The 24,898-nt window shown below is 64.9% G+C and carries 23 protein-coding genes; 2 read left to right on the top strand and 21 right to left on the bottom strand.

The window, feature by feature from the left end:
- The first annotated feature begins 27 nt into the window (after positions 1–27).
- Positions 28–789, top strand: coding sequence for an IclR family transcriptional regulator (locus J4E04_RS18430; RefSeq protein WP_490149243.1), 762 nt, complete (start codon positions 28–30; stop codon positions 787–789).
- An 80-nt stretch (positions 790–869) separates the two neighbouring features.
- On the opposite strand, the gene J4E04_RS18435 is transcribed toward J4E04_RS18430, so the two are convergent.
- The 7 genes from J4E04_RS18435 to J4E04_RS18465 all read right to left on the bottom strand — a co-directional run bounded on the left by J4E04_RS18435 (position 870) and on the right by J4E04_RS18465 (position 8,254).
- A complete protein-coding gene (locus J4E04_RS18435; protein WP_490149244.1) occupies positions 870–1,547 on the bottom strand; it encodes a 2,3-bisphosphoglycerate-dependent phosphoglycerate mutase in 678 nt (225 codons plus the stop codon).
- 74 nt (positions 1,548–1,621) lie between these two features.
- A complete protein-coding gene (locus J4E04_RS18440; protein WP_490149245.1) occupies positions 1,622–2,980 on the bottom strand; it encodes an MFS transporter in 1,359 nt (452 codons plus the stop codon).
- Positions 2,981–3,014: 34 nt separating this feature from the next.
- Complete coding sequence (locus J4E04_RS18445; protein WP_490149246.1) at positions 3,015–3,395, bottom strand: carboxymuconolactone decarboxylase family protein; 381 nt, start codon at positions 3,393–3,395, stop codon at positions 3,015–3,017.
- Positions 3,396–3,433: 38 nt separating this feature from the next.
- Positions 3,434–4,360, bottom strand: a complete 927-nt coding sequence (locus tag J4E04_RS18450) for an NAD(P)-dependent oxidoreductase (protein WP_490149247.1) — start codon at positions 4,358–4,360, stop codon at positions 3,434–3,436.
- Between the two features lie 371 nt (positions 4,361–4,731).
- Complete coding sequence (locus J4E04_RS18455) at positions 4,732–5,781, bottom strand: NAD(P)-dependent alcohol dehydrogenase (RefSeq protein WP_490149248.1); 1,050 nt, start codon at positions 5,779–5,781, stop codon at positions 4,732–4,734.
- Positions 5,782–5,784: 3 nt separating this feature from the next.
- Entirely contained in the window at positions 5,785–7,206 is a 1,422-nt protein-coding gene (locus J4E04_RS18460) for an aldehyde dehydrogenase family protein (protein ID WP_490149249.1), read from the bottom strand.
- A gap of 163 nt (positions 7,207–7,369) precedes the next feature.
- Positions 7,370–8,254, bottom strand: a complete 885-nt coding sequence (locus tag J4E04_RS18465; RefSeq protein ID WP_490149250.1) for an aldo/keto reductase — start codon at positions 8,252–8,254, stop codon at positions 7,370–7,372.
- Between the two features lie 201 nt (positions 8,255–8,455).
- On the opposite strand from J4E04_RS18465, the gene J4E04_RS18470 reads away from it, so the two are divergent.
- Entirely contained in the window at positions 8,456–9,745 is a 1,290-nt protein-coding gene (locus tag J4E04_RS18470; protein WP_490149251.1) for an MFS transporter, read from the top strand.
- On the opposite strand, the gene J4E04_RS18475 is transcribed toward J4E04_RS18470, so the two are convergent.
- From J4E04_RS18475 to J4E04_RS18540, 14 genes are all read right to left on the bottom strand, one after another.
- Positions 9,674–11,086: an MFS transporter gene (locus J4E04_RS18475; protein WP_490149252.1), complete on the bottom strand. Its 1,413-nt coding sequence runs from the start codon at positions 11,084–11,086 to the stop codon at positions 9,674–9,676. The two genes, J4E04_RS18470 and J4E04_RS18475, sit on opposite strands and share 72 nt — an antisense overlap.
- Positions 11,083–11,541, bottom strand: a complete 459-nt coding sequence (locus J4E04_RS18480) for a MarR family winged helix-turn-helix transcriptional regulator (protein WP_490149253.1) — start codon at positions 11,539–11,541, stop codon at positions 11,083–11,085. Before J4E04_RS18480 ends, J4E04_RS18475 begins: the two co-directional genes overlap by 4 nt.
- A gap of 117 nt (positions 11,542–11,658) precedes the next feature.
- Positions 11,659–13,077: an aldehyde dehydrogenase family protein gene (locus J4E04_RS18485; RefSeq protein WP_490149254.1), complete on the bottom strand. Its 1,419-nt coding sequence runs from the start codon at positions 13,075–13,077 to the stop codon at positions 11,659–11,661.
- Positions 13,074–14,222: a zinc-binding dehydrogenase gene (locus J4E04_RS18490; RefSeq protein WP_490149255.1), complete on the bottom strand. Its 1,149-nt coding sequence runs from the start codon at positions 14,220–14,222 to the stop codon at positions 13,074–13,076. The genes J4E04_RS18485 and J4E04_RS18490 overlap by 4 nt, the downstream gene beginning before the upstream one ends.
- A gap of 70 nt (positions 14,223–14,292) precedes the next feature.
- The gene (locus tag J4E04_RS18495) at positions 14,293–15,657 is read right to left on the bottom strand and encodes an MFS transporter (protein WP_490149256.1); all 1,365 of its coding nucleotides are present in this window, start codon (positions 15,655–15,657) and stop codon (positions 14,293–14,295) included.
- The gene (locus tag J4E04_RS18500; RefSeq protein WP_490149257.1) at positions 15,654–16,406 is read right to left on the bottom strand and encodes an N-acyl homoserine lactonase family protein; all 753 of its coding nucleotides are present in this window, start codon (positions 16,404–16,406) and stop codon (positions 15,654–15,656) included. Before J4E04_RS18500 ends, J4E04_RS18495 begins: the two co-directional genes overlap by 4 nt.
- Before the next feature lie 28 nt (positions 16,407–16,434).
- On the bottom strand, positions 16,435–17,184 hold the full coding sequence (locus J4E04_RS18505; protein WP_490149258.1) for an N-acyl homoserine lactonase family protein: 750 nt from the start codon (positions 17,182–17,184) through the stop codon (positions 16,435–16,437).
- A 67-nt stretch (positions 17,185–17,251) separates the two neighbouring features.
- Positions 17,252–18,547, bottom strand: a complete 1,296-nt coding sequence (locus J4E04_RS18510; protein WP_490150574.1) for an MFS transporter — start codon at positions 18,545–18,547, stop codon at positions 17,252–17,254.
- 306 nt (positions 18,548–18,853) lie between these two features.
- Complete coding sequence (locus J4E04_RS18515) at positions 18,854–20,245, bottom strand: MmgE/PrpD family protein (RefSeq protein ID WP_490149259.1); 1,392 nt, start codon at positions 20,243–20,245, stop codon at positions 18,854–18,856.
- Positions 20,242–21,006, bottom strand: a complete 765-nt coding sequence (locus J4E04_RS18520) for an alpha/beta fold hydrolase (RefSeq protein WP_490149260.1) — start codon at positions 21,004–21,006, stop codon at positions 20,242–20,244. Before J4E04_RS18520 ends, J4E04_RS18515 begins: the two co-directional genes overlap by 4 nt.
- A 74-nt stretch (positions 21,007–21,080) precedes the next feature.
- Positions 21,081–22,118, bottom strand: a complete 1,038-nt coding sequence (locus J4E04_RS18525; protein ID WP_490149261.1) for an ABC transporter substrate-binding protein — start codon at positions 22,116–22,118, stop codon at positions 21,081–21,083.
- A 68-nt stretch (positions 22,119–22,186) separates the two neighbouring features.
- Complete coding sequence (locus tag J4E04_RS18530) at positions 22,187–23,044, bottom strand: ABC transporter permease (protein WP_490149262.1); 858 nt, start codon at positions 23,042–23,044, stop codon at positions 22,187–22,189.
- Complete coding sequence (locus tag J4E04_RS18535; protein ID WP_490149263.1) at positions 23,041–23,862, bottom strand: ABC transporter ATP-binding protein; 822 nt, start codon at positions 23,860–23,862, stop codon at positions 23,041–23,043. Before J4E04_RS18535 ends, J4E04_RS18530 begins: the two co-directional genes overlap by 4 nt.
- Complete coding sequence (locus J4E04_RS18540; RefSeq protein ID WP_490149264.1) at positions 23,843–24,850, bottom strand: ABC transporter substrate-binding protein; 1,008 nt, start codon at positions 24,848–24,850, stop codon at positions 23,843–23,845. Before J4E04_RS18540 ends, J4E04_RS18535 begins: the two co-directional genes overlap by 20 nt.
- Positions 24,851–24,898: the final 48 nt, after the last annotated feature.

Raw genomic sequence — 24,898 nt, forward strand, 5'->3', positions numbered from 1 at the left:
CAGGGAGGATGAGGTTAAATGGTGGCTGTGACCGAGGAACCTATCGCTGGCCTGGACCGGGAACCTCAGAATCATCGGACCATCGACCGCGTCACGCGGATCCTCGAGGAAGTCGTCTACAACCCCGGCATGACGTTCGCCGAGCTCTCCCGTGCCATCGACGCACCGAAGAGCTCGGTCTACGGTTTCATCCGAGGGCTCGTCGCCGCCGGTTGGCTCTACCAGGACAACACGCGGTTCTACATCGGACCGGCGTTGCACGGTCTGACCCTGGCCAGCGGACATCTCCGCGCCGGGTCCGTCACCGACGCCGACCTGCAGGCGTTGCACGAGGCCGCCGGCGTCACGGTGTTCCTCGGTGTGCAGGCCGGCGACGACCTCATCTACGTCTCCGAGGTCGGAGCCGACCTGCTCGCAGGTTTCGCAGCGCGGTCGAACATTCGCCGTCGCCTTCTCGAGACAGCCGGCGGGAAAGCCCTACTCGCCGACCTGCCTCCGGAACAGCGCGACGCGTATCTCCGACGCCAGGGCCGCGACGAGGGCGCTCTCGTCGACGAGTTTCTCACGCAGTACGACGAGATCAAGCGCACCGGGATCGCACAGAACACCCTGCACAACGGCACTCGGTACGCCCTCGCCACCGTGGTGCGCGGTCCGAGCGGCAAGGCCGCGGCCGAAGTCACCCTCGTCGGGCCCACCACGAAGATGGAGCCGCGGGCCGACGAGCTACGCGCACTCCTGCTCGAGCACGTGCAGACCTGGCAGCATCGCTCCACGACGTCCCGCTGACCACAGCGCGAACACTCAGCGTCGCGCGCTGGACGCGTCCACGGTGTCGCACGGTCCCGCGGCCGGTCGGTGCGCCGGAATCAGAACGTACGCACACTGGTGTCGAGTGTCAGCCGTATCGGCTCTCCGGTGTTGATCTGCACTGTGGCCGCCTGCGCGCGCGGGGTACCGGTCAGGTGTATCAGCAACGTGCGCAACACATTACCGTGGGCGACGATGAGAACCGTTCTTCCTGAACGCAAGTCGGGTACCACCGACGATTCCCAGTACGGCAGCAACCTGTCCAGCACGTCGCTCAGCGATTCCGTGCTCGGCACCTCGACACCGAGTGAACGGTAGCGCTCGTCGCAACCCTGACCGTACGGTGCGTGCGGTGGGATCGGCGGTGGCGCGTCGTCGAACGAGCGCCGCCACCGCCGGAACTGCTCGGCGCCGTATCGGCGACGGATGTCGCCGCGACTACTGCCCTGCAGAGCCCCGTAGTGCCGCTCGTTGAGCCGCCAACTCCGGTGCACCGGAATCCAGTGCCGGTCGGCGGTGTCCAGAACGAGATCCGCAGTGGTGATGGCACGCCGGAGCAGCGATGTGTGCACGACGTCCGGAAGTCCCGCGGCTCGCGCGATCGTGCGCCCTGCGCTGACAGCCTCTGCCCGACCTTTCTCGGTCAGGGGTACATCGACCCATCCGGCAAATCGATCGTCGGCGTTCCACGTGCTCTCGCCGTGCCGCAAGAGGATCAGCTCCAATGTCTTCGCCACTCCGACCTCCTCCTTCCGGAACGCAGTGAACCGCCGCCCCGCCCGATCGGGGCGCGGCGGCGGTCACGTCACTGTCAGCGAGCGGAACTACCCGACACTTCGTCCGAGTCGAGGTCGTACTGCTTGGTTTCGCCGATCACCAGGATGCAGATGATGGAGACCACTGCGATTCCGGCCATGACGCACCCGAAGGCAAAACTGCCCCAGGTCGTGATGATGGGCGTAGCGATCAGTGGTGGGATCGCGCCGCCGAGCATGCCGGCCAGGCTGTAGCTCAAACCCGTTGCGGTATAGCGGTAACGGGTGGCGAACTGCTCGGACAGGAAAGCTCCCAGCGGTCCTGTCGCGAGGCCGGAGATGAACATGGTCACCGGCACACCGAGAGCAAACGCCAGATGTGAGCGTGTGTCGAGAAGCGGGAAGAGAGTCAGCGTCCACACGACAGCAAGGACGGCGGCAATCAGAATCATGCGCCGGCGCCCTATTCGATCCGAGAGCACGGCACCGAGGAGGACTGCGACAGATATCGCGACGCCGCCGAGGACGGCGATGGTCAACACGAATGGGCGTTCCAGTTCGAGTGTTCCGCTGCCGTAGCTGACCAGGTAGGGGCCACCGACGTAGGTGAGGGACAACGTCATCGCGGTGGCGCCGGTCGCCAGCAGGATCTGCACGGGCTGGTTCTTGAACGCGTCGAAGAACGGGGTGCGTTGAACACCGGCGATCTTGGCCTGTTTCGCGAACACCGGTGTCTCGTCGATCGACAACCTGATCCAGAGGCCGACACCGATCAGCAGGAAGCTCGCGAGGAACGGCACGCGCCATCCCCAGTCGACGAAGGTCTCGTTGCTCATCGTCAGTGCGGTGAGCAGGAATGTCGCATTGGACAAAATGATGGCAATGCCGCCACCGAACGAGGGGAAGGACGACCAGAAACCGCGTTTCGCCTTCGGCGAGTGCTCGGACACGAACAGCACCGCGCCGCCCCACTCACCACCTGCGGCGAGGCCCTGCAGGATACGCAGGAACACGATGATGATCGGGGCTGCGACGCCGATGGTCTCGGCGGTCGGCATGAGCCCGACGAGAACGGTCGAGATGCCCATCAGCAGCATGGTCGCGATCAGTGTCTTCTTGCGGCCGATCCTGTCACCGAAGTGGCCGAAAAGGACGCTGCCGAACGGGCGGGCGACGAAGGCGACGCCGAGCGTCGCGAACGAGGCCACGACACCCGCAGCGGTGCCGAGCGCGGGGAAGAACAGGGTCGGGAACACCAGGGCCGCGGCTGTGCCGTAGATACCGAAATCGTAGAACTCGATCACGGTGCCGACGAAGCTCGCTGCCGCGACCTTCTTCATCTTCGGCGGCGGCGTGTCCGTCCCCGGGGATGCAGGCACGGGGGGCTCCGCGACTGTGTCCGGTGTACTTGTCATCTGAAAGGCTCCTTGGTGCGAGGTGAGTGGCGGGTCAGTCGAGGTGCCCGCCGGCGCGGAGAACTTCCTCGGCGACCCGGAAAGCCTCTCCGGCCGCGGGGAGGCCGCAGTACACGGCTGTCTGGAGCAGAATCTCTTTGAGCTCGTCGACCGTGCAGCCGTTGGTCATCGCGCCCTCGATGTGGTGCGCGAGCTGGGCGGGCCGGTTCAGCGCCGTCAGCATCGCGATGTTGAGGATGCTGCGCTGCTTGCGGCTGATCCCGTCGCGTGACCAGGTGCGCCCGAAGCACACCTCTTCCGAGTAGTCCTGAATGACGTCGTTGAAGGAGTTGCGCTTGTTGTCCTTCTTCTCGACGTAATCGGGTCCCATCAGCTCGCCCAAGATCTGACGGCCGGTTTCTCTGGTGGTGTTCACGGTGATCTCCTGGAGAAAGAGTGGGAAAGGGGAATGTCTCAGCCGCGGTCGAGAACGCCCTGGACCTCGTCGGCGGACAGCTTGATGGTCACGCCTGCGCGCTCGTTCTGGAGCGCCATCGGCGACTGCGAGTCACGGGCACCCCATCCGCGATCGAGGGCTTCCTTGAAGTCCGCCTGCGCGGCTTCGGCGAGCCGCATCGGGACGCCGTTCTCGGCGGCGAGCTCGAGGGAGAGACGAAGATCCTTGTCCGCGAGAGCCAGTGCGAACGATGCGGGCTCGTAGGCGCCCTGCAGGTAGCGGTCACCGATGCGGTCGAATGTGCGCGCACGACCGATTGCTCCCTGGCGCATGGCGTGCCAGAGTGCGTCCGGCTCGACACCGGCTGCGACTCCCATCGTCATGACCTCAGCGATGGCTGCTCGGATACTGATGCTGGCGCAGTTGTGGACGAGCTTGGCAACGTTGCCGGCACCGATCTCTCCGACGTAGAGGACTTTGTCCCCGATGGTGTCCAGGATGCTGCCGTGCTGCTCGAACGCGGCCTTGTCGCCGCCGATGTATATGGCGAGCTTGCCCGACTTCGCGCCTTTGGGCCCGCCGCTGACGGGCGCGTCGAACAGTTCGATGTCGGCCTCACGGCAGGCGACGTCGACCTCGCGGACGACGCTCGGCGAGTTGGTGGTCAGGTCGTACCAGACGGCGCCGCGACGGAGACTGCTCAGCAAACCGTTCTCACCGAGACCCACTTCCTTCATCTGCACCGGGCCGGGAAGAGACGTGAACACGACGTCGACTGCACGACCGAGGTCGGCGATGGACTCGGCCCACGTGGCACCCGCGTCGACGTACTCGGCTCCGCGTGCAGCGTCGAGGTCGAACACGGTCAGGTCGTGACCCGCTCGCAGCAGATTGTGCGCCATTCCGGACCCCATACCTCCGAGGCCGATGAAACCTACCTTCATGCGCTGCATCCCTTTCGTCCACCGAAGCAGCCTCGGATGCGATGCATCGAACTGTTCGGGGAGTGCGTATATAAGAACGTCTGTTCCTCATCGGGAACATCACTGACACTAATGTGGCTGCGATCACCCGTCAAGGTGTCGGGTCCGACACGTCACGACGAACACCGGGGTTCGTCAGCTCGAACGAAGGCCGGTCTCCCGAATCCCGCACCGGCTCCGAACACGCTGTGCGACTGCATGGTCGAGAAGCTGCTTCCCGTGGTATCGGCGGTCTTCGCCGCGGAACGACGCGACGCGCCCCACACCGAAGGTGCGGGGCGCGTCGTGGCTGTGCGATGACGTGGCCGTCGAGGGGCTGCGTCAGCGAGCGTCTAAGGGGATGCCAACGTGCTGACGTCGAGCACCATGCGATATCTGACGTCTCCTGCGTGCACGCGGTCGTAGGCACCGTCGATCTCGTCGGCGCCCACGGTCTCTATTTCCGCCATGATGGAGTGCTTCGCGCAGAAGTCCAGCATCTCCTGCGTCTCCGCGATACCGCCGACGAGCGTGCCCGCGAGCGAACGGCGGTTGTAGAACAGGGAAAACACATCCAGGCTGATGGGCTTCTTCGGCACCCCGAGCTGAACGAAGGTGCCGTCCAGCGCGAGCAGGGGTAAGAACGCGTCGAGATCCAGATTCGCGGGCACGGTAGAGATGATCAGATCGAACGTGCCGGCGAGCTCGGTGAAGATCGAAGCGTCGGTCGAGAGTCGGAAGTCGTCGGCACCGCGGCGGATCGCGTCGTCGCGCTTGTCTGTCGTGAGGTCCAGGACAGTGGTGTGCGCCCCGAGTGCTGCGGAGATCGAGACTCCCACGTGTCCCAGTCCCCCGAACCCGATGATCGCGACCCGTGTGTCGGGTCCCGCTTTCCAGTGTCGCAGCGGTGAATACATGGTGATACCGGCGCAGAGCAACGGAGCCGCCTTGTCCAGCGGGATGCTGTCGGGGATCCGCACGACATAGCCCTCGTCGACGACGATCTTCTCGCTGTACCCGCCGAGGGTGATCTTGCCGTCTCGTCCTATCGAGTTGTACGTCCGGACGTGATCTTTGCGGCAGTAGGGCTCCATACCCGCACGGCAGTAGTCGCATTCGCGGCATGAGTCGACGATGCAGCCCACACCTACGCGGTCGCCCACTGCGAACGTGGTGACGTCGGACCCGATCGCGGACACGACTCCGGCGATCTCGTGTCCCGGCACCAGCGGATAGTTCGTGGTCCCGAATTCGCTTCGGGCCCGACTCACATCGGTGTGACAGATCCCCGAGAACGCGATGTCGATCACCACGTCTCGGGGCCCGGGATCTCGGCGTTCGATCACGACCGCTTCGAACGGTGCCCCTGGAGCCGACGTCGAGCGTGCGTTGACTGTGAACATCGCTCAGCCGACCGACTTGTACTCGAGGTACTCCTCGATGCCGTAACGGCCGAACTCCCGCCCGATACCCGACAGTTTGAACCCACCGTGGGGGGCGTGCGGGTTGATTGCCGAACCGTTGATACGAATACGCCCGGCGCGCAATCTCTTCGCCAGGCTCTTCGCGCGATCGTAGTCACCCGCCCAGATGGCACCGGCCAATCCGTAATCGGTGTCGTTGGCGATGCGGAAGGCGTCGTCCTCGTCGTCGAACGGAACGATGACGATGACCGGTCCGAAAATCTCCTCGCGCGCGATGCGGGAGTGGTTGTCACCGGAGAAGACGGTCGGTCGAACGAAGAAGCCTGTATCGAGGCCCTCGGGTGCCTCGGGGCCGCCGGTCAGCATGCGAACGCCTTCGGACAGTCCTGACTCGATGTATCCGCGAATACGGTCCCGCTGATTGACGTTCGCCACCGGGCCGAGCGTGGTGGCCGGGTCATATGGATCTCCCAGAACGAAGCTCTCGGCCTTCTTGACGGCGAGCTCTTCGGCTTCGGCGAGCCGTGACCGCGGGACCAGCATGCGCGAAAGACCGCCGCACACCTGACCGGAGTTACGGAACGCATCGTCGATGCCGTCGCTGACGGCCGCCGCCAGATCGGCGTCCTCGAGGATGACGTTGGCGGACTTGCCACCGAGTTCCAGCGCGACCTTCTTGACCGAGCGCGACGCCAACTCCATCACGCGGGTTCCCGCGCGGACCGATCCGGTCAGCGAGATCATGTCGACGAGCGGATGCGTCACCAGGGCTTCACCGACGACCGGTCCGTCACCTGAGACGAGGTTGAAGACGCCGTTCGGGAGTCCTGCCTCGGCGACCATCTCCGCGAAGATGAAGGAGCTCAGCGGCGCAACTTCGGTGCCCTTCAGCACCACGGTGCATCCGGCCGCGATGGCGGCGCCGGCCTTCATGCAGATCATGCGCATCGGACCGTTCCAGGGCGTGATCGCGGCGACCACACCGGCAGCGTCCCGGGTGACCGTGGTGTCGCCGACCTCTTCGTTCCAGACGATGGTCGGCAGATTCTCGGCGATACTCTCGAGGTCCTGAACTGCTCCGGCCGCCTGCGATACCGCAGCGATGGATGCGGGCTGCCCGATCTCGCTGACGATCGCAGCCGTGATCTCGTCGGCGCGTTCTCCGGCCAGCTTTGCAAGCTTCTGCAGCACGGCGATGCGTTCGTCGACCGTGCTCTGCGACCAGGCGGGGAAGGCCGCGGCGGCGGCCCTGACCGCCTTGTCGACGTCCTCCGCTGTACCCGCGGGAATGGTTGCCACCGGCTCCTCGGTCACGGGATTGATGACTGTGAGGACATCGGTCCCCGTCGACGGCACCCAGGCGCCGTCGATGTAGATCTGATCGCGCTCGATCACCACACACACTCCTCGATCACTGAACGGCGGTCGGTGCTCCGACTGCGCCACTTGTTCTGATATGCGTACAGACGTGCGTTATTTAGAACACCGCCGAGAATAGCTGTGACCGGCGTCGCACGTCAAGAATCGACGTGCCCCGCCGGTCACGGTTGAGAAAAGCAGGGGCGGGTCAGGCCTCCGGGATGTCGCGTCCGAACTTCTCGAGGGTCACGTCCTCGGGCTCCGGCCCACCACGGACACCGGTGTCGAGCGCATCGATCGCAGCGATTTCGTCGGCTGTGAGCTCGAAGTCGAAGACGTCGAAGTTCTCGGCGATCCGCGACGGCGTCACCGACTTCGGAATGACCTGACGCCCCTCCTGGATGTGCCAGCGCAGCATTACTTGAGCGGCGGACTTGCCGTGCGCCTCGGCGATACGAACGATCGACGCGTCCTCGAGGGTCGAACCGTGCGATCCGTCGCGGTAGTGGGTGATGCCGCCGATGGGCGACCACGCCTGCGACAGGATGCCGCGCGCGGCATCGTCTGCGAGCAGTGCGGGCTGGCGGAAGTACGGGTGAACTTCGATCTGATTGACGGCAGGGACGACAGACGACGCGTCGGCCAAGCGAGCAAGGTGCTCGGGCATGAAGTTACTGACTCCGATGGCGCGGACCTTGCCATCGGCCAACAGCGTCTCCAATGCGCGGTAGGCCTCCAGGGTGCGGTCGAATGCGGTCGGCAGCGCCTGGTGCAGGATCAGCAAGTCGATCTGATCGACTCCGAGCTTGCCCGCGCTCTTATCGAACGCGTGCAGGGTGGAGTCGTATCCGTAGTCACTGATCCAGATCTTGGTCTCGAGGAAGATCTCGGAACGGCTCAGATCGGACTCCGCAATCGCCTGCCCGACGCCCTTCTCGTTCGCGTACGCCGCGGCAGTGTCGATGTGGCGGTACCCCACCTTCAACGCGGCGGACACCGCCGTTGCAGTCTCGTCCGGAGGAGTCTGGAAGACGCCGTATCCCAGTACGGGTATCTCGACTCCGTTGTTCAAAGTGAATGTGTTGTTGGTCATGACCTCGAGCCTAAGCACGCCCGCACGCCCGCGGGAGTCACTGGTGATCCAGGCACCCGCAGTACCCCGACCGGACAGACAGACAGTCGACGCCCGGGAGGCACTGCCGGTACCTGGATCGACAGGTCCTTCCCCGTACCCCCGAGCCGGCGTTGACTGCAGAGACGAATCGGGTTCGTCGAGCGCAACAGGGAGTGACAGTTGATCAGCAGTGACCGCACGACGACTCGTACGGGAAGGACCACCCTCCCGCGGTCGACCGCATTCGCGGTCGCCTCGGCGTCTCTGATGCTCATCTTTCTCTCGTCCGGCACTCCGGTACCGCTGTACAACACGCTGCGCGTCGAGGACGGGCTCACCGACGGCGACCTCGCACTGACGACCGTGACCTATCTGTGCGTGACCGCGGCGTCCCTGTTGATCCTCGGCCGGCTCTCGAACCATCTAGGACGACGCCCGATGGCCATCGTGGCCATGCTCTCCTCGATCGCAGGCTGCGTGATTCTCACCCAGGTCCACACCCTTCCCCTCCTGCTCGCGGGGCGCGCTCTCCAGGGTCTGGCGTGTGGAGTCGCCTCGAGCGCCGTCGGCGCCATGGTGATCGACCTCGCCCCGACTCGGCGGCGGCCCTGGCTTCCCGCGGTGATCACCAGCAGCGCTCCGCCGTTCGCGATACCCGTCGGGGCCCTGGCCTCCGGAGCGCTCATCGAGTACGGGCCGGCGCCGCGTCAACTCGGCTTCACGATCATCGCTGTGGCGCTGTCGATCTGTACCGCGTTGATGATCTTGTGTCCGGAGCCCGTGTCCGCTCGACCGGGTGCACTTCGGTCACTCGTCCCCAGGGTGCATGTTCCAGCCGGGGCAGGACGCGCGGTTCTCGCCGCCGGCGCTGCACTGGTCGCGACGTGGTCCTTCAGTAGCTTCTATCAAGCCTTCGCCCCCGGACTGTCCGCGGACTACCTCGGTACCACCAGCGCCCTGATGATCGCTGTGGTGTTCGCGTCCGTCGTCATCCTGTCGCCACTCGGCGGGATCTGCACGGGGCGTTGGCAACCTGTGTCGGCTCAGCGAGCAGGCCTCGTATTGTTCATCGCCGGGGCGATAGTCGCGGTCCTCGCGCTGCACTCCGCCGCCATCGTGCCCTTCCTGATCGCGAGCGCCGTCGCCGGTCTTGCGCAGGGCGCCGCGAACAGTGGTGGCATGCGCGGCGTGCTGGCCGGCCTTCCGGCAGCCGACCGTGCGGGAACACTGTCCACCCTGTACCTCATCTCCTACACCGGAGGGGCCGTTCCCGGACTCGTCGCCGGGCGGCTGACGGACGCATTCACGTTGCCCGACATCGGAATTGGCTACGTCGCGGTCGTGATCGTGGCCTCGGCAATCGCAGTTCTGGCCGGACTCGGCCGGGGTCGACCACGCTCAGGCCGCGGCGATTCCCGCCGCGGGGGCCTTGCGCATGTTGCGCGAGAAGCCGATCCCGACGAGCAGTAGCGCAGCGACGACGGCGATGAACCATCCCGTGCGATGCAGACCGGCATCGTCCACCACGTCCCCGGCGGTGATCTGCAGCGTGACCACCGCGAGGTTGGCGCCGATGAACGCGGCGGTGCGATACATGCCGATCGCCGTACCGACCTCCGCGACAGTGGTCACCGAGTTCACCAGGCTCTGATTGCCGATGTTGTTGAAGCCGTTGGGGATACCCAGCACGAGAGCCACCAGGGCCAGGACCACCAACGGCGCGGTGCTGCTCTCCACCAGCGCGATCAACACACCCCCGACGCACAGGGCGGACGTGCCGATCAGCAACGTGGCCTTCGGCCCGTAGCGCCGATAGGTGCGCGCACCGACGACCGTGGCGAACACACTCATCCCGGCCACGGGCAGCATGGTCAGGCCTGCCTCGATCGCACTCATCCCCCGCGCATACTGCAACCACTGCGGGATCCCGAAGAAGATGAGATAGAAGCACGAATACGTGACGAGCGTCCGCCCCAGGGTGGCGCTGAGTGCACGGTTGCCGGCAAGCGCACGGACGTCGATGAACGGTTCGGACGCCCGCCGCTCCCACAGGACGAAAAGCACGAGGAAAACCACCGCCACGGGGAGCAGCCACCACGTCGGCCGTGCGCGCAACGACACCAGCCACAGCATCGTCGACGTGATCGACAGCAGGAAGAGGGTGATACCGAGGACGTCGAGTGCATGGAGCGTTCCGCGCGCGGTCAGACGCTCGACCGGTGACGCCCCGAGGTCCGCACGCAGGACCGCGATCGCACTGAGTGCCGCGACGGGCAGGTTGACCCACAGGATGGACTGCCACCCGAACAGGCCCACCAGCAGACCACCCAGAGTCGGGCCCAGAGCCGCGACGGACTGGCCACACATCACGAGCGTGGTCAGCGCGGTGCGTGATTGACGGCGATACCGCTCGGCGTAGACGCGGACCATGGTCATCGCATTGGGCATGTGCACCGAGATCCCCATCGCCAGAACGACGTAGGAAGCGATCAGGGCGGGCACGCTGGGCGCGAACATGCCCGCCAGAGATCCCAGAGCGACCAACACCAGACCACCGACGAACACCCGCCGGGCCCCCAACAGCACACCGAGCCTGCCCGCCATCGGTGCACACACCGCCGTGGTGATGTACATCGCCGAGATAATCCACGACACCCCGGAGGCCGACCCGAACTGCGCAGCTATGCCTACTATCGCCACCGCGATCATCGACGAGTTCAGCGGTTGGAGAACCGTACCGGACGCTGCCGCGAACCGGACGCGCGCCGGGATCGCATCTGTGTGCGCATCCGGGGCGACGGTGGCCGTCACGCTGACACCAGGGGGCTTTCGACGCCCGCCGAGTCGCTCGCCGATCCCGAAATCCTCCGGAGAAGCGCGCCGGCGAGGAACAACAGCTCCTTCTCCACGTCGGTACAGTCGCGGTCCATCACGCCGATGAGCCACTCGCGTCGCCTGTCGCGGTCGGCTTCGAGCTTGTTCCGACCCGACGAGGTTATCGAGATGAGCTGTGCGCGAGCATCGTCGGGATCCACCTCACGAGACACCAGGCCGTTCCCCTCCAGGAAGGCCACGGTGCGCGCAACCGTCTGCGGGGTGACGCGTTCGAGGTCCGCCAGCGTTCGAGCGCTGATCGGACCCACCCGATCCAGGTGCGCCAGAGCCTGCAGCTGCGTGGGAGTCAGGAGGTGACCACCACCTTTGCTTCGGATGACGCGGTTGAACATGACGATGTCTTCTCGCAGTTGGTCGACACGACTGTCCATGCCGCACCCCTTTCCTGATAGCCAGCAATGCTGTCTATCTTACCGCGCGTCCGACACCGTGTCCGCAAGCCCTGAGGGGAGATGCACCGCAGCCGACCAGGTGACCCGATACGGGAGTCAGCCGTGGATCGACTGGTACTCCAGGTAGTCCTCGATCCCGTGACGGCCCATCTCCCGCCCGACGCCGGACAGTTTGAGACCGCCGTGCGGTGCGCGCATGTCGATCGGCGCACCGTTGATGCGGACACGCCCGGTCCTGATACGAGCCGCAACGGCACGCGCCTTCTCCGGGTCACCGGCCCAGACCCCGCCGGCGAGCCCGTACACCGAGTCGTTGGCGATGCGAATCGCGTCGGCCTCGTCGTCGAACGGGATGATGACCACGACCGGACCGAACACTTCCTCGCGTGCGATGCGGTCCGAATTCGTGCCGGTGAAGACGGTGGGTCGAACGTAGAAACCGGTGTCGCCGACTCCGTCGGGTCGATCGAGTCCGCCGGTGACCAACCGCACGCCCTCGTCGATCGCGCGACCGATGTGGCTTCGCACCCGGTCGTACTGCGCGCGGTTGGCGAGCGGTCCGAGTTGCGTCGCGGGATCTCTGGGGTTCCCCACCACGAACGACTCCGCCTTCTGCGCGGCCACTCGCTCGGCGTCCTCGACACGGTCGCGTGGAACCAGGATCCGCGTCAACGCACCACAGGCCTGACCGGAATTACGGAACGCATCCTCGATGCCGCCGGCGATCGCCTTCTCCAAGTCCGCGTCGGAAAGGATGATGTTGGCGGACTTGCCGCCCAGTTCGAGTGCGAGCCTTTTGACCGACTTCGAGGCCAGTTCCATGACGCGGCTGCCCGCACGTACGGAGCCGGTCAGGGACACCATGTCGATGTCGGGATGCAGCGTGATGGCCTCACCCACCTCGGGTCCGGTGCCCGTCACGATGTTGAACACTCCGGGGGGAAGGCCGGCCTCCTCGGTGTATCGCGCGAGCAGGAACGGTGTCAGCGGTGCGACCTCGCTCGACTTGAGAACCACGGTGCACCCGGCTGCGATCGCCGCGCCCGCCTTCAGACAGACCGATCTGATGGGGCCGTTCCAGGCTGTGATCGCCCCGACGACACCGACGGGGAGACGACGGACCGTGGCGGTACCCACCTTCTCCTCCCACGCCACCGTGGGTAGTGCATCGGCGAAATTGCGCAGGTCTGCGATCGTTGTCCGCGTCGACGCCTTCTGCGCCCAGGACCGTGGCTGGCCGATCTCGGCCACGATCGACTCGGTCACCTCGTCGCCGTTGCGCTCGATGATGTCTGCGAGAGAGCGGAGTACGTCCACCCGGTCGGAGACCGACGTCGTCGACCAGGTGTCGAACGCATCGACGGCAGCAGCGGCAGCGATGTCGACGTCGTCGGCTGTTCCTCGCGCGACCTGCCCGATGAGCTCCTCGGTCGCCGGATCGACGACGTCGATGACGTCGGTGGCCGTCGAGTCGACCCACTTGCCGTCGGCATAGAACTGCTCGTGACGAATCATTGTGTTCCACTCTCCGTGATGGTCGGGTCGATGACGGGTTTGATCGCGCTGAGGTCCTGCATGGCGCGGAGTGCGTCCGTTACCTGATGCAGTCCGTATCGGCCGGTGAGCATGCGATCGAAGTCGAATTGATCTTGTGCCGACGACAGGAACTTCATCGCCTGCCAGTAGTGCGATTCCGAGGCCGACATGGACCCGATGATGTCGAGGTGGTTGCGCATGATCTTGGACGGCTGGATCTCCGCGAGGTGGGGACCTACCTGACCGCCGATCAGAAACCGGCCACCGCGGCGCACCATGTCGAGGCCTTCGGTGAAGGCGGTGCGCCCACCCGACCATTCTTGAACGATCTCCGCACCGTGGCCTCCGGTCAGGTCGCGCACTGCCTCGACCCGCTCCTGCGGCGTCGACGCTCTCTCGACCGACACGACGTCGTGAGCACCCCAGGACGTGGCAAGGTCGAGCCGAGAATCCGGCGCGCCGACCACGATGATGCGCCCGGCACCGGAGCGAGTGGCGAGCGCAGTGGCGAACAACCCCAGCGGGCCCGCACCCTGGATGACGACGGTCTGCCACGGCTGAATACGCCCCAACCGTTCGTAGGCGTTGAACACTGTTCGGAGAGCGCAGCTTCCGGCCGACGCCCACTCGGACTTCACGTCGTCCGGAACGAGCACCTTCCGCGACGAGGGATACACGTAGGTGTACTCGGAGAAGGACCCCACCAGATAGGGATACTGATCGCAGTTGTCGCCGTAGTGCTTGCGATTCGCGCACAGGCTGGGTTGGTTCGCGACGGCGCAGAAGTAGCACGAACCGCACCGTCCTGGTCCGAAAACGATGCGGTCTCCGACCGCCACGTCGCCGCCGCCGACGAGGGGAACCGGTCCCTCTCCGAGCGCGACGACACGGCCGGTCATCTCGTGGCCGGGGATCACGGGAGGAACGATGGGACGGATACCGCCGGCACTCAGCGAGCCGTCCCACACGTGAACGTCACTGCCGCACACCGTTGCCGCCTCGATGCGGACCAGTGCTGCGCCCGGCTCGAGGGTCGGAATCGGCACGTCTCGCACTTCGAGGTCACCGAGGAAGTCTGTGATGACCGCCGCCCGGCTGAACTCGGGGATGTCGTACTTCGGCATAAATGCCTTTCGTGGGTTGGGATCTCGCGATCAGAGAGTCGGAGGGTTCACGATTTCGTCGTCTGTGTGTCTACGGTCGGCGTGCGAACGGTGAGGAATCGGACAGATCTCGTTGCCGCGTCTCGGGAAGGGCGAGTGCGCTGACGAGACTGGCGAGGCAGAGAACCGCCACGAATACACCGAAGGTGAACGCACCGAACGATCGTGTGATGACGCCACCGAGGAGCGGCGGTACGGCACCGCCGAGGACGAGGCCGATGTTGTAGGAGAAGGCGGAAGCCGAGTATCGGTACTCGGTGCGGAACAACTCGGTCAACATGACGTTGAGTGCGCCGATCTCGAGGCCGGCCAGGAACATGGTGACGCAGAGAAGGACGAGGTAGATGCTGCCGGACGCCGATTCCAGAACGGTGAACACCACCAGCGCCCAGAGTGTCGCAGCTCCGGTGGCCGCGACGATGACGGGTTTTCGACCCACCCGGTCGGAGGTGGTGGCTCCCACCACCACGCCTGCGGCCCAGAACAAGCCGCCCACCAGTCCGGCTGCAAGAACGATACTTCTGGTCAGACCGAGTTGTGTCGTACCGACATTGGCGAAATAGGTCGCTCCCAGATACGTGAGAGCCGCCTGCATGATGGAGATGCCGGCCACCAGAACCATGTGGCGGGGCTGATGACGCCACGCCATGAAGAACGGCACCGTGGTTCGTCCGCATCCGGGAGTCGTCTCCGCTCGGACCTCAGCCTCGAACACCGGGCTTTCCTCGATCTTCAGACGGATGTACAAGCCGACGACGATCAGAATCGAACTCGCGAGGAACGGGATACGCCACCCGAAGGACGCGAACTGTTCGTCGGTCATGCTGACCGCGACGATCAGCAGGGTCGCATTCGCAAGGACGATGGAGAACCCGCCGCCCAGCGAGGTGAACATCGTCCAGAAGCCCCGCTTAGCGATAGGGGCGCTCTCGGTGCTGAACAGCGCCGCGCCGGCTAGTTCACCGCCTGCGGCAATGCCCTGGACGATGCGCATGAGCACGATGAGAATCGGTGCCGCGACGCCGATCTGGTCGGCTGTCGGCATCGCGCCGACCACGACAGTTGCGCCGCCCATGAGCAGCAGGGTCGTGACCAACATGCGTTTGCGGCCGAGGCGGTCACCGAAGTGCCCGAAAATCAACGCACCGACGGGCCGAGCCACGAATGCGACACCGAGCGTGCCGAAGGCAGCGACGGTTCCGGCTGCAGTTCCGAGAGCCGGGAAGAACACGTTCGCGAACACCAGGGACGCGGTCACCGCGTACAAGGTCAGGTCGTAGAACTCGATGACGGTGCCGGTGAACCCGGCCAGGGCGATCTTGCGCATCTGTCGATCGGACCGCGCAGGTGGGGCGGTGGGTGTCGAGACGGATGTGATGCGGTCGGGCGTTGTCATCGTCCGAACCGGCCCTTCCGGAGGACCTCGGGGTCATGGCTGGGTAGTGGCGTCCACCCTGACTTCTTCAGGAACGCCAAGCTGGCGCGGTAGGCGTCGAGATCGGAGAACCGGCCCGACGGCAACGATTCATCGAAGTTGCGGTAGGTGTCGACGCAATCACCGGTGATCACGAACGTGCCGGCCGCGGTGTCGACGCGAACCCCCTGAGAACCGGGTGAGTGGCCCGGTAGAGGCACGACACCGAGTCCGGGGGCGATCTCGTGGGCCCCGTCGACGGTACGAATGCGGTCCTCTGCGAGCGAGAAGATCGGCGGATTGTCGGCGTGGAAGCCGTACGCCGGCATGTGTGCCGCACACGGCTCGTGTGCGTACGCCAATTCTTGTTCTTGCACGATGATGTCGGCATTCTCGAACACGTCGTTGTTCGAGCAGTGGTCCCAGTGCAGATGGGTGTTGATCACCAGATCCACCTCGGCCGGGTTCACGTCGACCCGATCCAGCGCGTTGTGTATGCGATTCGCTTCGGGAACCTCGTAGCCGAACGGGGTCATCCGCAGGATGATCTCCTCGTCCGCGGGGCCCCCGGTGTCCACGATCACCGTTCGTCCACCCGATCGCAGGACGTACATGATGAGCGGCATGTCTTGTGTGCGGCCGGAGGTGTCCTGGTAGTAGATGTGTTCGACGGGGATGTCGGGCAGCAGTCCGAGTTCGACGGCCTCGATGGTCCATCCTGGTGCGTTCATGAATCCGTGTCTCCTGGTCTGACGGTGATCACGCGAAGATCGACCGTTCCACGACGGCGAAGTCGTGGCTCGGGATGACGTCGCAGTCGAGTTTCTCGATCTTGCGAAGGCTTGCGTCGTACGCGACGAGGTCGGTGAACAAGCCGACGGGAATGTGGTCCGCGTCGGCGTCGCCTTCCCAGTTCTCGTACAGGTAGATGCAGTCGCCGGCAATCAGATAGCGCGTCGAGTCGGTTTCGACGAGAACGCCCTGTGATCCCGGAGTGTGGCCTGGTAGCGCGATCAGGGTGACTCCGGGAGCGATCTCCGTGTCGCCGTCAACCGTGGTGATGTGCTGTTCGGCGCGCTTCCACGACGGCTCGGTATCCGCCGAGATCTCGAAGTGTCTGCAGTGCCATTGAAGGGGGTTCCGTGCGTAATCCAACTCGGCCTGCTGAACCATGACGCGGGCATTGGGAAACAGGTGGTTGTTCGAGCTGTGGTCCCAGTGCAGGTGAGTGTTGACGACGGTCTCGACATCTCCGACGTCGACACCTGCTGCGCGCAGAACCTCTGCCGGCTCCTCGTCCGGGGTCTGTTCCATCGTGATCCTGTGGTCGTCCCACGCACGTCCGAGGTCGGCGCCGGTGTCGACGACGATGGGCGAGTCACCGCCTTCGATGACGTACATGATGAGGGGTAGATCCTGCGTCTGGCCGTATCCGCGGAGGTAGGTGAAGGACGGCTTCGGCAGTCCGAAGACGCGCCCGACACAGAAGGCTCGGATGGTCAAAGACATTGTGTCCTCTGCTGTTCGGTCGTCGAGAGCGGTGTTCGCCGCTCCGTTCGGTGTTCCGTCGTGTGGGTCAGGGTCTCGCGGTCCGGTTGATTCCGACACCCGGTGGCACGTCGTCGAGTGCGCGGCTGCGCGTCTCGCGCAGGACAAGGGTGCACACCAGAGCGATGACGGCATACGTCGCCAGGAACAGTCCGAACACCGTGCCGCCGTACGTGCTGATGAGTGTCGCCGCGACCAGGGGCGGTACCGCGCCGCCCAGAATGGCCGCGAGGCTGTAGGCGAGACCGGCGGCGGTGGCCCGGTAGCGGGTCCGGAACAGTTCCGACAGGAACGATCCGCACACGCCCCAGCCGTGGCCCGCGATGAAGAAGGTGACGGTGATGGCCAACCAGAAGGCACTCGACGAGCCGGTGTCCAACAGAGGGAACAGGATCAACGCCCACGGTACGGCGATGAGATTGACCACGATCAGGACCGGACGTCGACCGAAACGATCGGACAGTATCGCCCCGGAAATCATGGCGGCGCCGTTCACAACGTTGCCGAAGATGCCCGCCGCAAGTACCCCGGACCGGTTCAGATCCAGTGTGGCCGTCCCGTAGTTGATCAGGTAAGCGATGCCGATGTATCCGAAGGCGAAGGACGAGACGAACGCGCCGGCGCCCAGAAGAATCTCGCGCCACTGGTTCGTCACGGCGTCCTTGAACGGGAGACTGCTTCGACCTTGCTTCTCCATCTCGTCGACGAAGACCGGGCTCTCCTCCAGTTTCAGCCGCACCCAGAGGCCCACCGCGAGAAGGGCGATGCTGAGGATGAAGGGCACTCGCCAGCCCCAGGCCAGGAAGGTCTCGTTGCTCATCAGCAGTCCGGTGAGGAAGAACGTCGACAACGCGAGGATGTTGGCGACAGCGCCGCCGAGATTGGTGAACATCGACCAGAAGCCGCGGCGATCACTGGGGGCGTTCTCGGACGTGAAGAGTGCTGCGCCGGCCCACTCGCCGCCTGCAGCGAACCCCTGGGCGATACGTAGGACGATGAGCACGATGGGAGCGACGATTCCTGCGGTCGCTGCGGTCGGAAGTAGACCGATGACGACGGTCGAGACACCCATCAGCATCATCGTTGCGATCAAGGTCTTCTTGCGACCCAGGCGGTCTCCGAAATGGCCGAACAGAACGCTGCCGAACGGCCGGGCCACGAAAGCGACGCCGAGGGTCGCGAACGACACGATCGTTCCTGCGTACGTTCCCAACGCCGGGAAGAACGCGTTCGCGAACACCAGAGCCGCTGCGGTGCCGAAGATTCCGAAGTCGTAGAACTCGATGACCGTGCCCATGAAGCTGGCGAAGGCCACCCGCGACATCTTGTTCTTCTTGGGTGCCTCCACCTCGACCGGTGCCGGTGACACCTCGAGGTCACGAACCGCTCGCGATGGCGAGGAAAACTCCGTCAACGGAAACTCCTTGGGGGTGACTGGCCGGGACTGTGCAAACCCGCGCAGTGATCGCATATGCGTACGATGTATCTGAAATAAGAACTATCGCAATGTAGCGCGCATCACACCGATGGTCAACAGTGTCGACACAGCACAATGGGGCCGATCGGAACGCGACGTTCCGACCGGCCCCACTGCGCGAGAAGCCCTGCTGTGACAGCTGTATATCGGTTGTTACTCGCCCATGATGCCGGTGAGGCTTCGAACGTCGTCCACGTCCTCGAGGGCCCGCGCCGTCGACACCAGTTCATCGAACGCTCGGGCTCCCATACGGGGTTCGAGCATCGGTTCCCATTTGTCCCGCAACAGATCCCACGTGATGTTCTGCTCGCGGAACCTGTGGCCGCGAGGGTGCTCGACGAGACGCGACACCTCGATGGAGCGGGTACGCAGGGTCACCCGCGCGCCTCTTCCGTGCGGCTGATCGCGTTCGAGTTGGTCGTCGACGACGACTGTCACCAGATCACGGAGCCGAGCCACTCGCGGGTCCTCGAGCAAGGCAGCCGAGTGCGCTTCGGCGAAGCCGAGCCGACCGGCCACGATCGCGACGGACAGCATGTCCTGCATGCAGATGGTCGGCATGTTCCGAGAATCGACCACACTGGCGGCGAACGCAGGCATGCCGACACACACAGAGGTCACGTCGTCCGCGACCAGTGCGCTGTCGCGAATCAGCCCAAGCGCAGCTTCGACCGCGGAGTGGATGGGATAGCCGGCCGCGTAGAACTTGAAGTTCGCGCCGAGTACCGCATAGTCGTCACCGAGCCCGTCGGTGAGCCGGGATTCCCGCCCGGGTTCACCCCATGTATCGATTATCCCCCCGGGTGACCCGAAGATGTCGTCGATCCCTTCCAGTCCGGCAGCGGCTTGCAGCGCCCCTGCGACACCGGCGGTCGCGGGCTGACCACCCTTGGTGATGGACTTGCTGATGTGCCGGCGTTCGCCGAAGAACGCGGTCGGACTGACGGCCTGCCCCACCGCGAGAGCCACCGCGTGCATGGTGGAGTCGGTTCCGAGGCCGAGCAGTTTCGCGGACGCGACCGCCGCGCCGATGGAGTGCAGGCATCCGCCGTACAGGCCGTGTCGGGACCGCATCCACGACAGACCCCCGACAGTCGAGATCGACCGGGCGCCGGCCTCGAAACCGGCCGCGACCGCGCTGACGAGACGCGCACCGGACGCGCTCTGGCGTTCGGCCACCGCGACGGCTGCGGGAACGATGACCGTCGCCGGGTGCCCGGTGGCCCGATAGTCGAAAGTCGCGTGCGCGCAATCGAGTTCAGCGGCATGCCCGGCGGTGCCGTTGACGTAGGCGGCGGACACCGCTGACATCGTGTGTTTCGAGCGCACGATGCTCGACTCGCGGGAGGAACCGAGGGACTCGGCATAGCGCAGCGCCAAGCGGCCCGAGGGCAACTCCGCACCGACGTAGGCACATCCGAGTTGGTCGAGGACGAGCATCTTCGTATGCTCGACGACGGATGCTGGAAGGTCGTCGCATCGCTCACCGGTCAGGTGATCGACCATCCGGTATCCGCCGGAGTCCGGTGTCGTCGTACCGGTCACCGAGCAACGGCACTGACAGTGCGATCGGCCGCTTCGACCAGCATCCGTGTGACCGGCTCGGTGTGCGTGACCATCGAGTCGTGGCTCGCCACCAGGGTCCACAGCTCGAAGTGCGGGTCCTCCGCCCGGCTGCGTTCGAGGGGCCGCGTCGCATCGATGTGCGCTTCCCCTGCGGCGTTCTGGCAGAGAATGAACACCGTCGGTGTCTCCCATATCCGCGTGACCTGTCCGAGCTTGTCGGTGTAGGTCTTGAACGGTTGCGCCGTGATTCGCGGGTTGACCCAGGCGAGGTCGTCGGGATCGGTGATCCCCCAGTACGAGGCATCCGATGCCGGGACGAGCCAGCCGTCGCCCTCCCTCTCCACAGTTCCGCGGATGCGTTCCTCTCTACCGGCAGGTTGCAGATCGAGGACCGACTCCCCCGACCTGGGCATGACGGCATCGAGAAAGACGACGGACTTCACACGGGCGCCGATCTTCTCCATTGCTCCCGACCCGACCATGCCGCCGTAACTGTGCATGACCAATACGACGTCGGAGAGGTCCTCGTATTCGAAGAGCGCGACCAAGTCCTGAACGTGGGTGTCGAGTCCGACCTCCGGTGTTGCCAGATGCGCGCGGTCGCCGAGTCCGGTGAGTGTCGGCGTGTGCACCTCGTGCCCTCGGGCCCTGAGGCCGTCGGCGACGCGTTTCCAGGACCAACCGCCGTGGCGACCTCCGTGGACCAGAACGAATGTCGGCTTCGTGATCGATGTACTCAACTTCTTGTGTCTACCTTTCGTGATTGCGGGCGCACCGCGTCGGGAGGCGCGCTCGATGTCTGCTGAGTCGGTGGTCACCCCTGTGCGGCGCCGTACACGACGTCCTCGTACGCGACGTCGTCGTACGCCTGCACTCCTTCGGGGTCGTTCTCCACCCAGAAGTCGTACGACGACCGGGGGAAGATGGTCGATTCGGGTACCCCGCCGGCCGACTCGGCCCAGACGAGGTCCCATACCCCCGGGTCCATCGCAGAGAAATAGTTCTGTTGCAGAAGCGGACCGAGGGTGTCGCGGTCGGTTCTCAGCGACTCCAGCGATTGGTCCATGGCGTCCCGGAACTTGTCGACGGTGTCGGTGTTCTCCTCGACCCAGTCGGTGCGGCCGACCATGACGACGACGGGCAAGTCCGCCGTGGCCTCGACGTCGCCGCGCGGGCCGGACAACCAGACCTCGGCCCCGCTGTTCACGGTGGCCTGCTCGACGATGCCGCTCGAGGTGGCGATGGCGTCGAACTGATCCTGACCGATTCCGGTGACCAGAGCGTTGGCGTCCTGAACCCCGATGAGGTTCACGTCGTCGTCCGGGTCGAGTCCGAAGCTCGACAGTTCCTGCCGCAGAAGAATCTGATACGTCGATCCCACCGGATTGGTGCCGATGGTCAACCCTCGCAACGCTTGCATGCGCTCCTCGACAGGAGCATCGGGCGTGACACCGAGGCGTTCGACGACATCCGGTCGCATCAGCATGACCTGCAGATTGTTCGACGTGGAGCCCAGAATGGTGAGGGGGGCTCCCTCGCGCATGGCCGCCAGAATCGAGGCAGGCCCCGCCAGCGCGAGATCGGCGTCCCCGGCGAGCACTGCTTCGACACTCAGCGTGCTCGATGCACCGGCCATGTCGAACTGGATGTCGAGGCCGTGCTCGGCGCCGATGTCCTGCGCATCCATCGCGAGTGCCCCCGCGGTCGTGATGGAGGGTACGGATGTGGAGACGTTGATCTGTGTCGTGCCGTCGGGCGACGACTGTTCACTGCTCTCCCCACATCCTGCTGCCGCCAGACACACCGCGGCGGACAGGATCACGATCCGGCGGACCTGGCTGATCTGTGTCATGTGTGCTTCTTTCCTGGTGGGTGCGCGGACTGCGCCGAGACGAGGTGGTCGTGCCGATCGGGCCGACGTCAGTGCTCGGCTGCTTCTTTCCACATGAGAGCGCGGCGCGAGATCATGAAGACGATGCGGTCGAGGGCGAAACTGATCGCGGCGAGCACGACGACGGACGCGAAGGTGCCGGCGGCGTTGAATTGCGCAGCGTTCGACGACAGCATGTATCCGAGTCCCTCACTGCCCGTCAGGAATTCGGCCACCACCACGCCGACCAGTGCATGCGGCACCGCCAGTTTGAGACTGGCCACGACCCACACCAACGCGGACGGGATGCGCACACGCATCACGAGGTCCCACTGAGATGCGCCCGCGATACGGACCTGGTCGATGAATTCCTGCTTGACGTCCTTGATGCCGAAGTACACGTTGTAGAAGATTAGGAAGAAGACGACAATCGCCGACACACCGACCGCGAGCGACCTGCCGATGCCGAGCCAGAGGATGAGTAGCGGAACCAGGGCGACCACGGGAATTCCGTACGCAGCCGCGACGAACGGTTCGAGAACCATCGAGACGGTCTTCGACATCGCAAAGAGGTAACCCAGCACCAGAGCGCTGATACCGCCGATGAGGAAGCCCTGCGCGGCCGGCATCATGGTCGCCATGATGTTGGTCCAGAGACTGCCGTCGACGATCCAATCCCGGATCTCGCCCGCGACCTCGGTCGGTTCGGGAAGGTAGAAGGTGTCGACGACGGTGCCGGCGACGAGAGACCACAGCAGCAGGAACGCGACCACAGCGCCCAGCCGAGACGACGTCTGGATCCACGACTTCCGTTGTCGATTCTTCTTGCCCAGCTGACGCGCCTTGGCCACTGCGGCGACCGCGTCGTCCCGGTCCGGGGTGACGACTTCGTCGATGTTCATACTCATGGCGTGATTCCTCGCGCTTTCTGAAGTGACCGATGCAGCACCTGACCGATTTCTCGGAATCCTTCGTCGAAGCGCAGGGTCTCGGGGTCTCGGTCGGGCCCCAGCTCGATCGGAATGTCGTCGATGATGTGTCCCGGCGAGCCGCCGATGACGACCACCCGTTCGGACAGCAATGCCGCCTCTTCGAGATCGTGGGTGACGAACAGGACCGCAACGCCGGTGTCGCGCACCGCTGCTCGCAGATCCGTCTGCAGCTGAGCCCGCATCTGCGCGTCGAGCGCTGCGAACGGTTCGTCCATCAACAGCAGCCTGGGCTTGTAGATCATGGCGCGCGCGAGCAGTCCGCGCTTCTTCATTCCGCCCGACAGTTGAGCCGGGTACCGATGACCGGCATGGTCGAGGCCGAAGTTCGCCAGGAGCTCGTCCACACGATCCTTGATCTCGCTCTTGGCGACCTTGCGCATCTTCAGGGGGAGACCGATGTTGGCAGCCAGAGAAAGCCACGGAAGCATGGTGTCCTCCTGCGTCACGTAGCCGACCTGGCGATTGACGCTGGTGATCTTCTGCCCGCCGAAGAAGATCTCTCCACGAGTCGGCTTCAATGTCCCCGCAGTCATGTTGAGCAAGGTCGACTTGCCGCAACCGGAGGGTCCGAGGAGGGTGACGAATTCTCCGGTGTCGACCCGAAGTGACGTGTCCGAGAGGACGTCCGTGTCTCCTGTGAACGACACTGCCACCTTCTCCACCCGCAGCAGGTCGGTACCGCCGACGTCCCGAGCATCCGGCGCTGGTGCGTGCCTAGTCTTGAGCAGGGCCATAAGTCACATCCTCGTAGTTGACGTCTTGGTAGGAATCGGCGCCTTCGGGGTCGTTGTCGACCCAGAAGTCGTAGGAGGAACGTGGAAAGGTCGGCGCGTCGGGATAACCCCCGGCGGACTCACCCCACGCCAGGTCCCACACCCCTTGATCGAGCGCCGGGAAGTATCCGGACTTGAGAATGGGATCGAGGGCGTCTCGGTCGGTAGTCAACGCCTGGAGAGCATCGCCCATCGCAGCGCGGAAATCGTCGGCGGTGTCGGGGTTCTGTTCCACCCAATCGGTGCGGGCGACGATGGCGAGGACGGGAACGTCGGCGGTGGCCTCCACGTCGCCTCGCGGACCGGACAGCCACACCTCCGCACCGCTGTTCACTATCGCCTGTTCGACGAGCCCACTGGCAGTCGCGATGACGTCGAACTGGCCCTGGGCCAGACCCGTGACCAACGCGTTCGGATCCTGGATACCGACCATCGTGACGTCCTGGTCAGGGTTCAGCCCGAATCTGCTCAGCTCGTTCCGTAGGAGGGTCTGGTAGGTCGAGCCGGAAGGATTGGTTCCGATCGTCAGACCCCGCAGAGCCTCCATACGTTCCGCGACAGGCGCATCGGGTGCGACTCCCAGCCGGTCGACGACGTCGGGTCGCATCACCATCACCTGTTGGTTGTTGGCGATCGACCCGAGGATCGTAAGTGGTGCACCCTCACGGATCGCCGCGAGTGCCGACGGTGGGCCGGCGAGCGCGATGTCTGCGTCCCGTGAGAGCACCGCCTCGATGCTCAGCGTGCTGGAGGCACCGGCCTGATCGAGCTGGACGTCCAACCCGTGCTCGGCGTCCAGATCCTGCGCTTCCATCACCAACGCACTGGCGTTGGTGAAGGTCGCCACGGACATCTTCACGTCGACAGGCGTGACGCCCTCTTCGGTCGACCGTTCCTCGCCACCACACGCGCTGAGCGTCAGGCCCACGGCCAGTGCGACTGCAGCCACCCGACGCACCCTCGACGCACCGGGGCCGGCAGCTGTCCCTGTCACGCG

The organism is Rhodococcus sp. NFXS4, from assembly GCF_058139645.1.

Excerpts from the sequence above, each read along its gene's own strand:
- J4E04_RS18495 (WP_490149256.1), bottom strand. The coding sequence starts at position 15,657 with ATGACAACGCCCGACCGCATCACATCCGTCTCGACACCCACCGCCCCA.
- J4E04_RS18500 (WP_490149257.1), bottom strand. The coding sequence starts at position 16,406 with ATGAACGCACCAGGATGGACCATCGAGGCCGTCGAACTCGGACTGCTG.
- J4E04_RS18525 (WP_490149261.1), bottom strand. The coding sequence starts at position 22,118 with ATGACACAGATCAGCCAGGTCCGCCGGATCGTGATCCTGTCCGCCGCG.
- J4E04_RS18455 (WP_490149248.1), bottom strand. The coding sequence starts at position 5,781 with ATGTTCACAGTCAACGCACGCTCGACGTCGGCTCCAGGGGCACCGTTC.
- J4E04_RS18535 (WP_490149263.1), bottom strand. The coding sequence starts at position 23,862 with ATGGCCCTGCTCAAGACTAGGCACGCACCAGCGCCGGATGCTCGGGAC.
- J4E04_RS18485 (WP_490149254.1), bottom strand. The coding sequence starts at position 13,077 with ATGATTCGTCACGAGCAGTTCTATGCCGACGGCAAGTGGGTCGACTCG.
- J4E04_RS18440 (WP_490149245.1), bottom strand. The coding sequence starts at position 2,980 with ATGACAAGTACACCGGACACAGTCGCGGAGCCCCCCGTGCCTGCATCC.
- J4E04_RS18510 (WP_490150574.1), bottom strand. The coding sequence starts at position 18,547 with ATGTCGCGGGTGGCCTTCGCCAGCTTCATGGGCACGGTCATCGAGTTC.
- J4E04_RS18450 (WP_490149247.1), bottom strand. The coding sequence starts at position 4,360 with ATGAAGGTAGGTTTCATCGGCCTCGGAGGTATGGGGTCCGGAATGGCG.
- J4E04_RS18530 (WP_490149262.1), bottom strand. The coding sequence starts at position 23,044 with ATGAGTATGAACATCGACGAAGTCGTCACCCCGGACCGGGACGACGCG.
- J4E04_RS18505 (WP_490149258.1), bottom strand. The coding sequence starts at position 17,184 with ATGTCTTTGACCATCCGAGCCTTCTGTGTCGGGCGCGTCTTCGGACTG.
- J4E04_RS18490 (WP_490149255.1), bottom strand. The coding sequence starts at position 14,222 with ATGCCGAAGTACGACATCCCCGAGTTCAGCCGGGCGGCGGTCATCACA.
- J4E04_RS18465 (WP_490149250.1), bottom strand. The coding sequence starts at position 8,254 with ATGACCAACAACACATTCACTTTGAACAACGGAGTCGAGATACCCGTA.
- J4E04_RS18480 (WP_490149253.1), bottom strand. The coding sequence starts at position 11,541 with ATGGACAGTCGTGTCGACCAACTGCGAGAAGACATCGTCATGTTCAAC.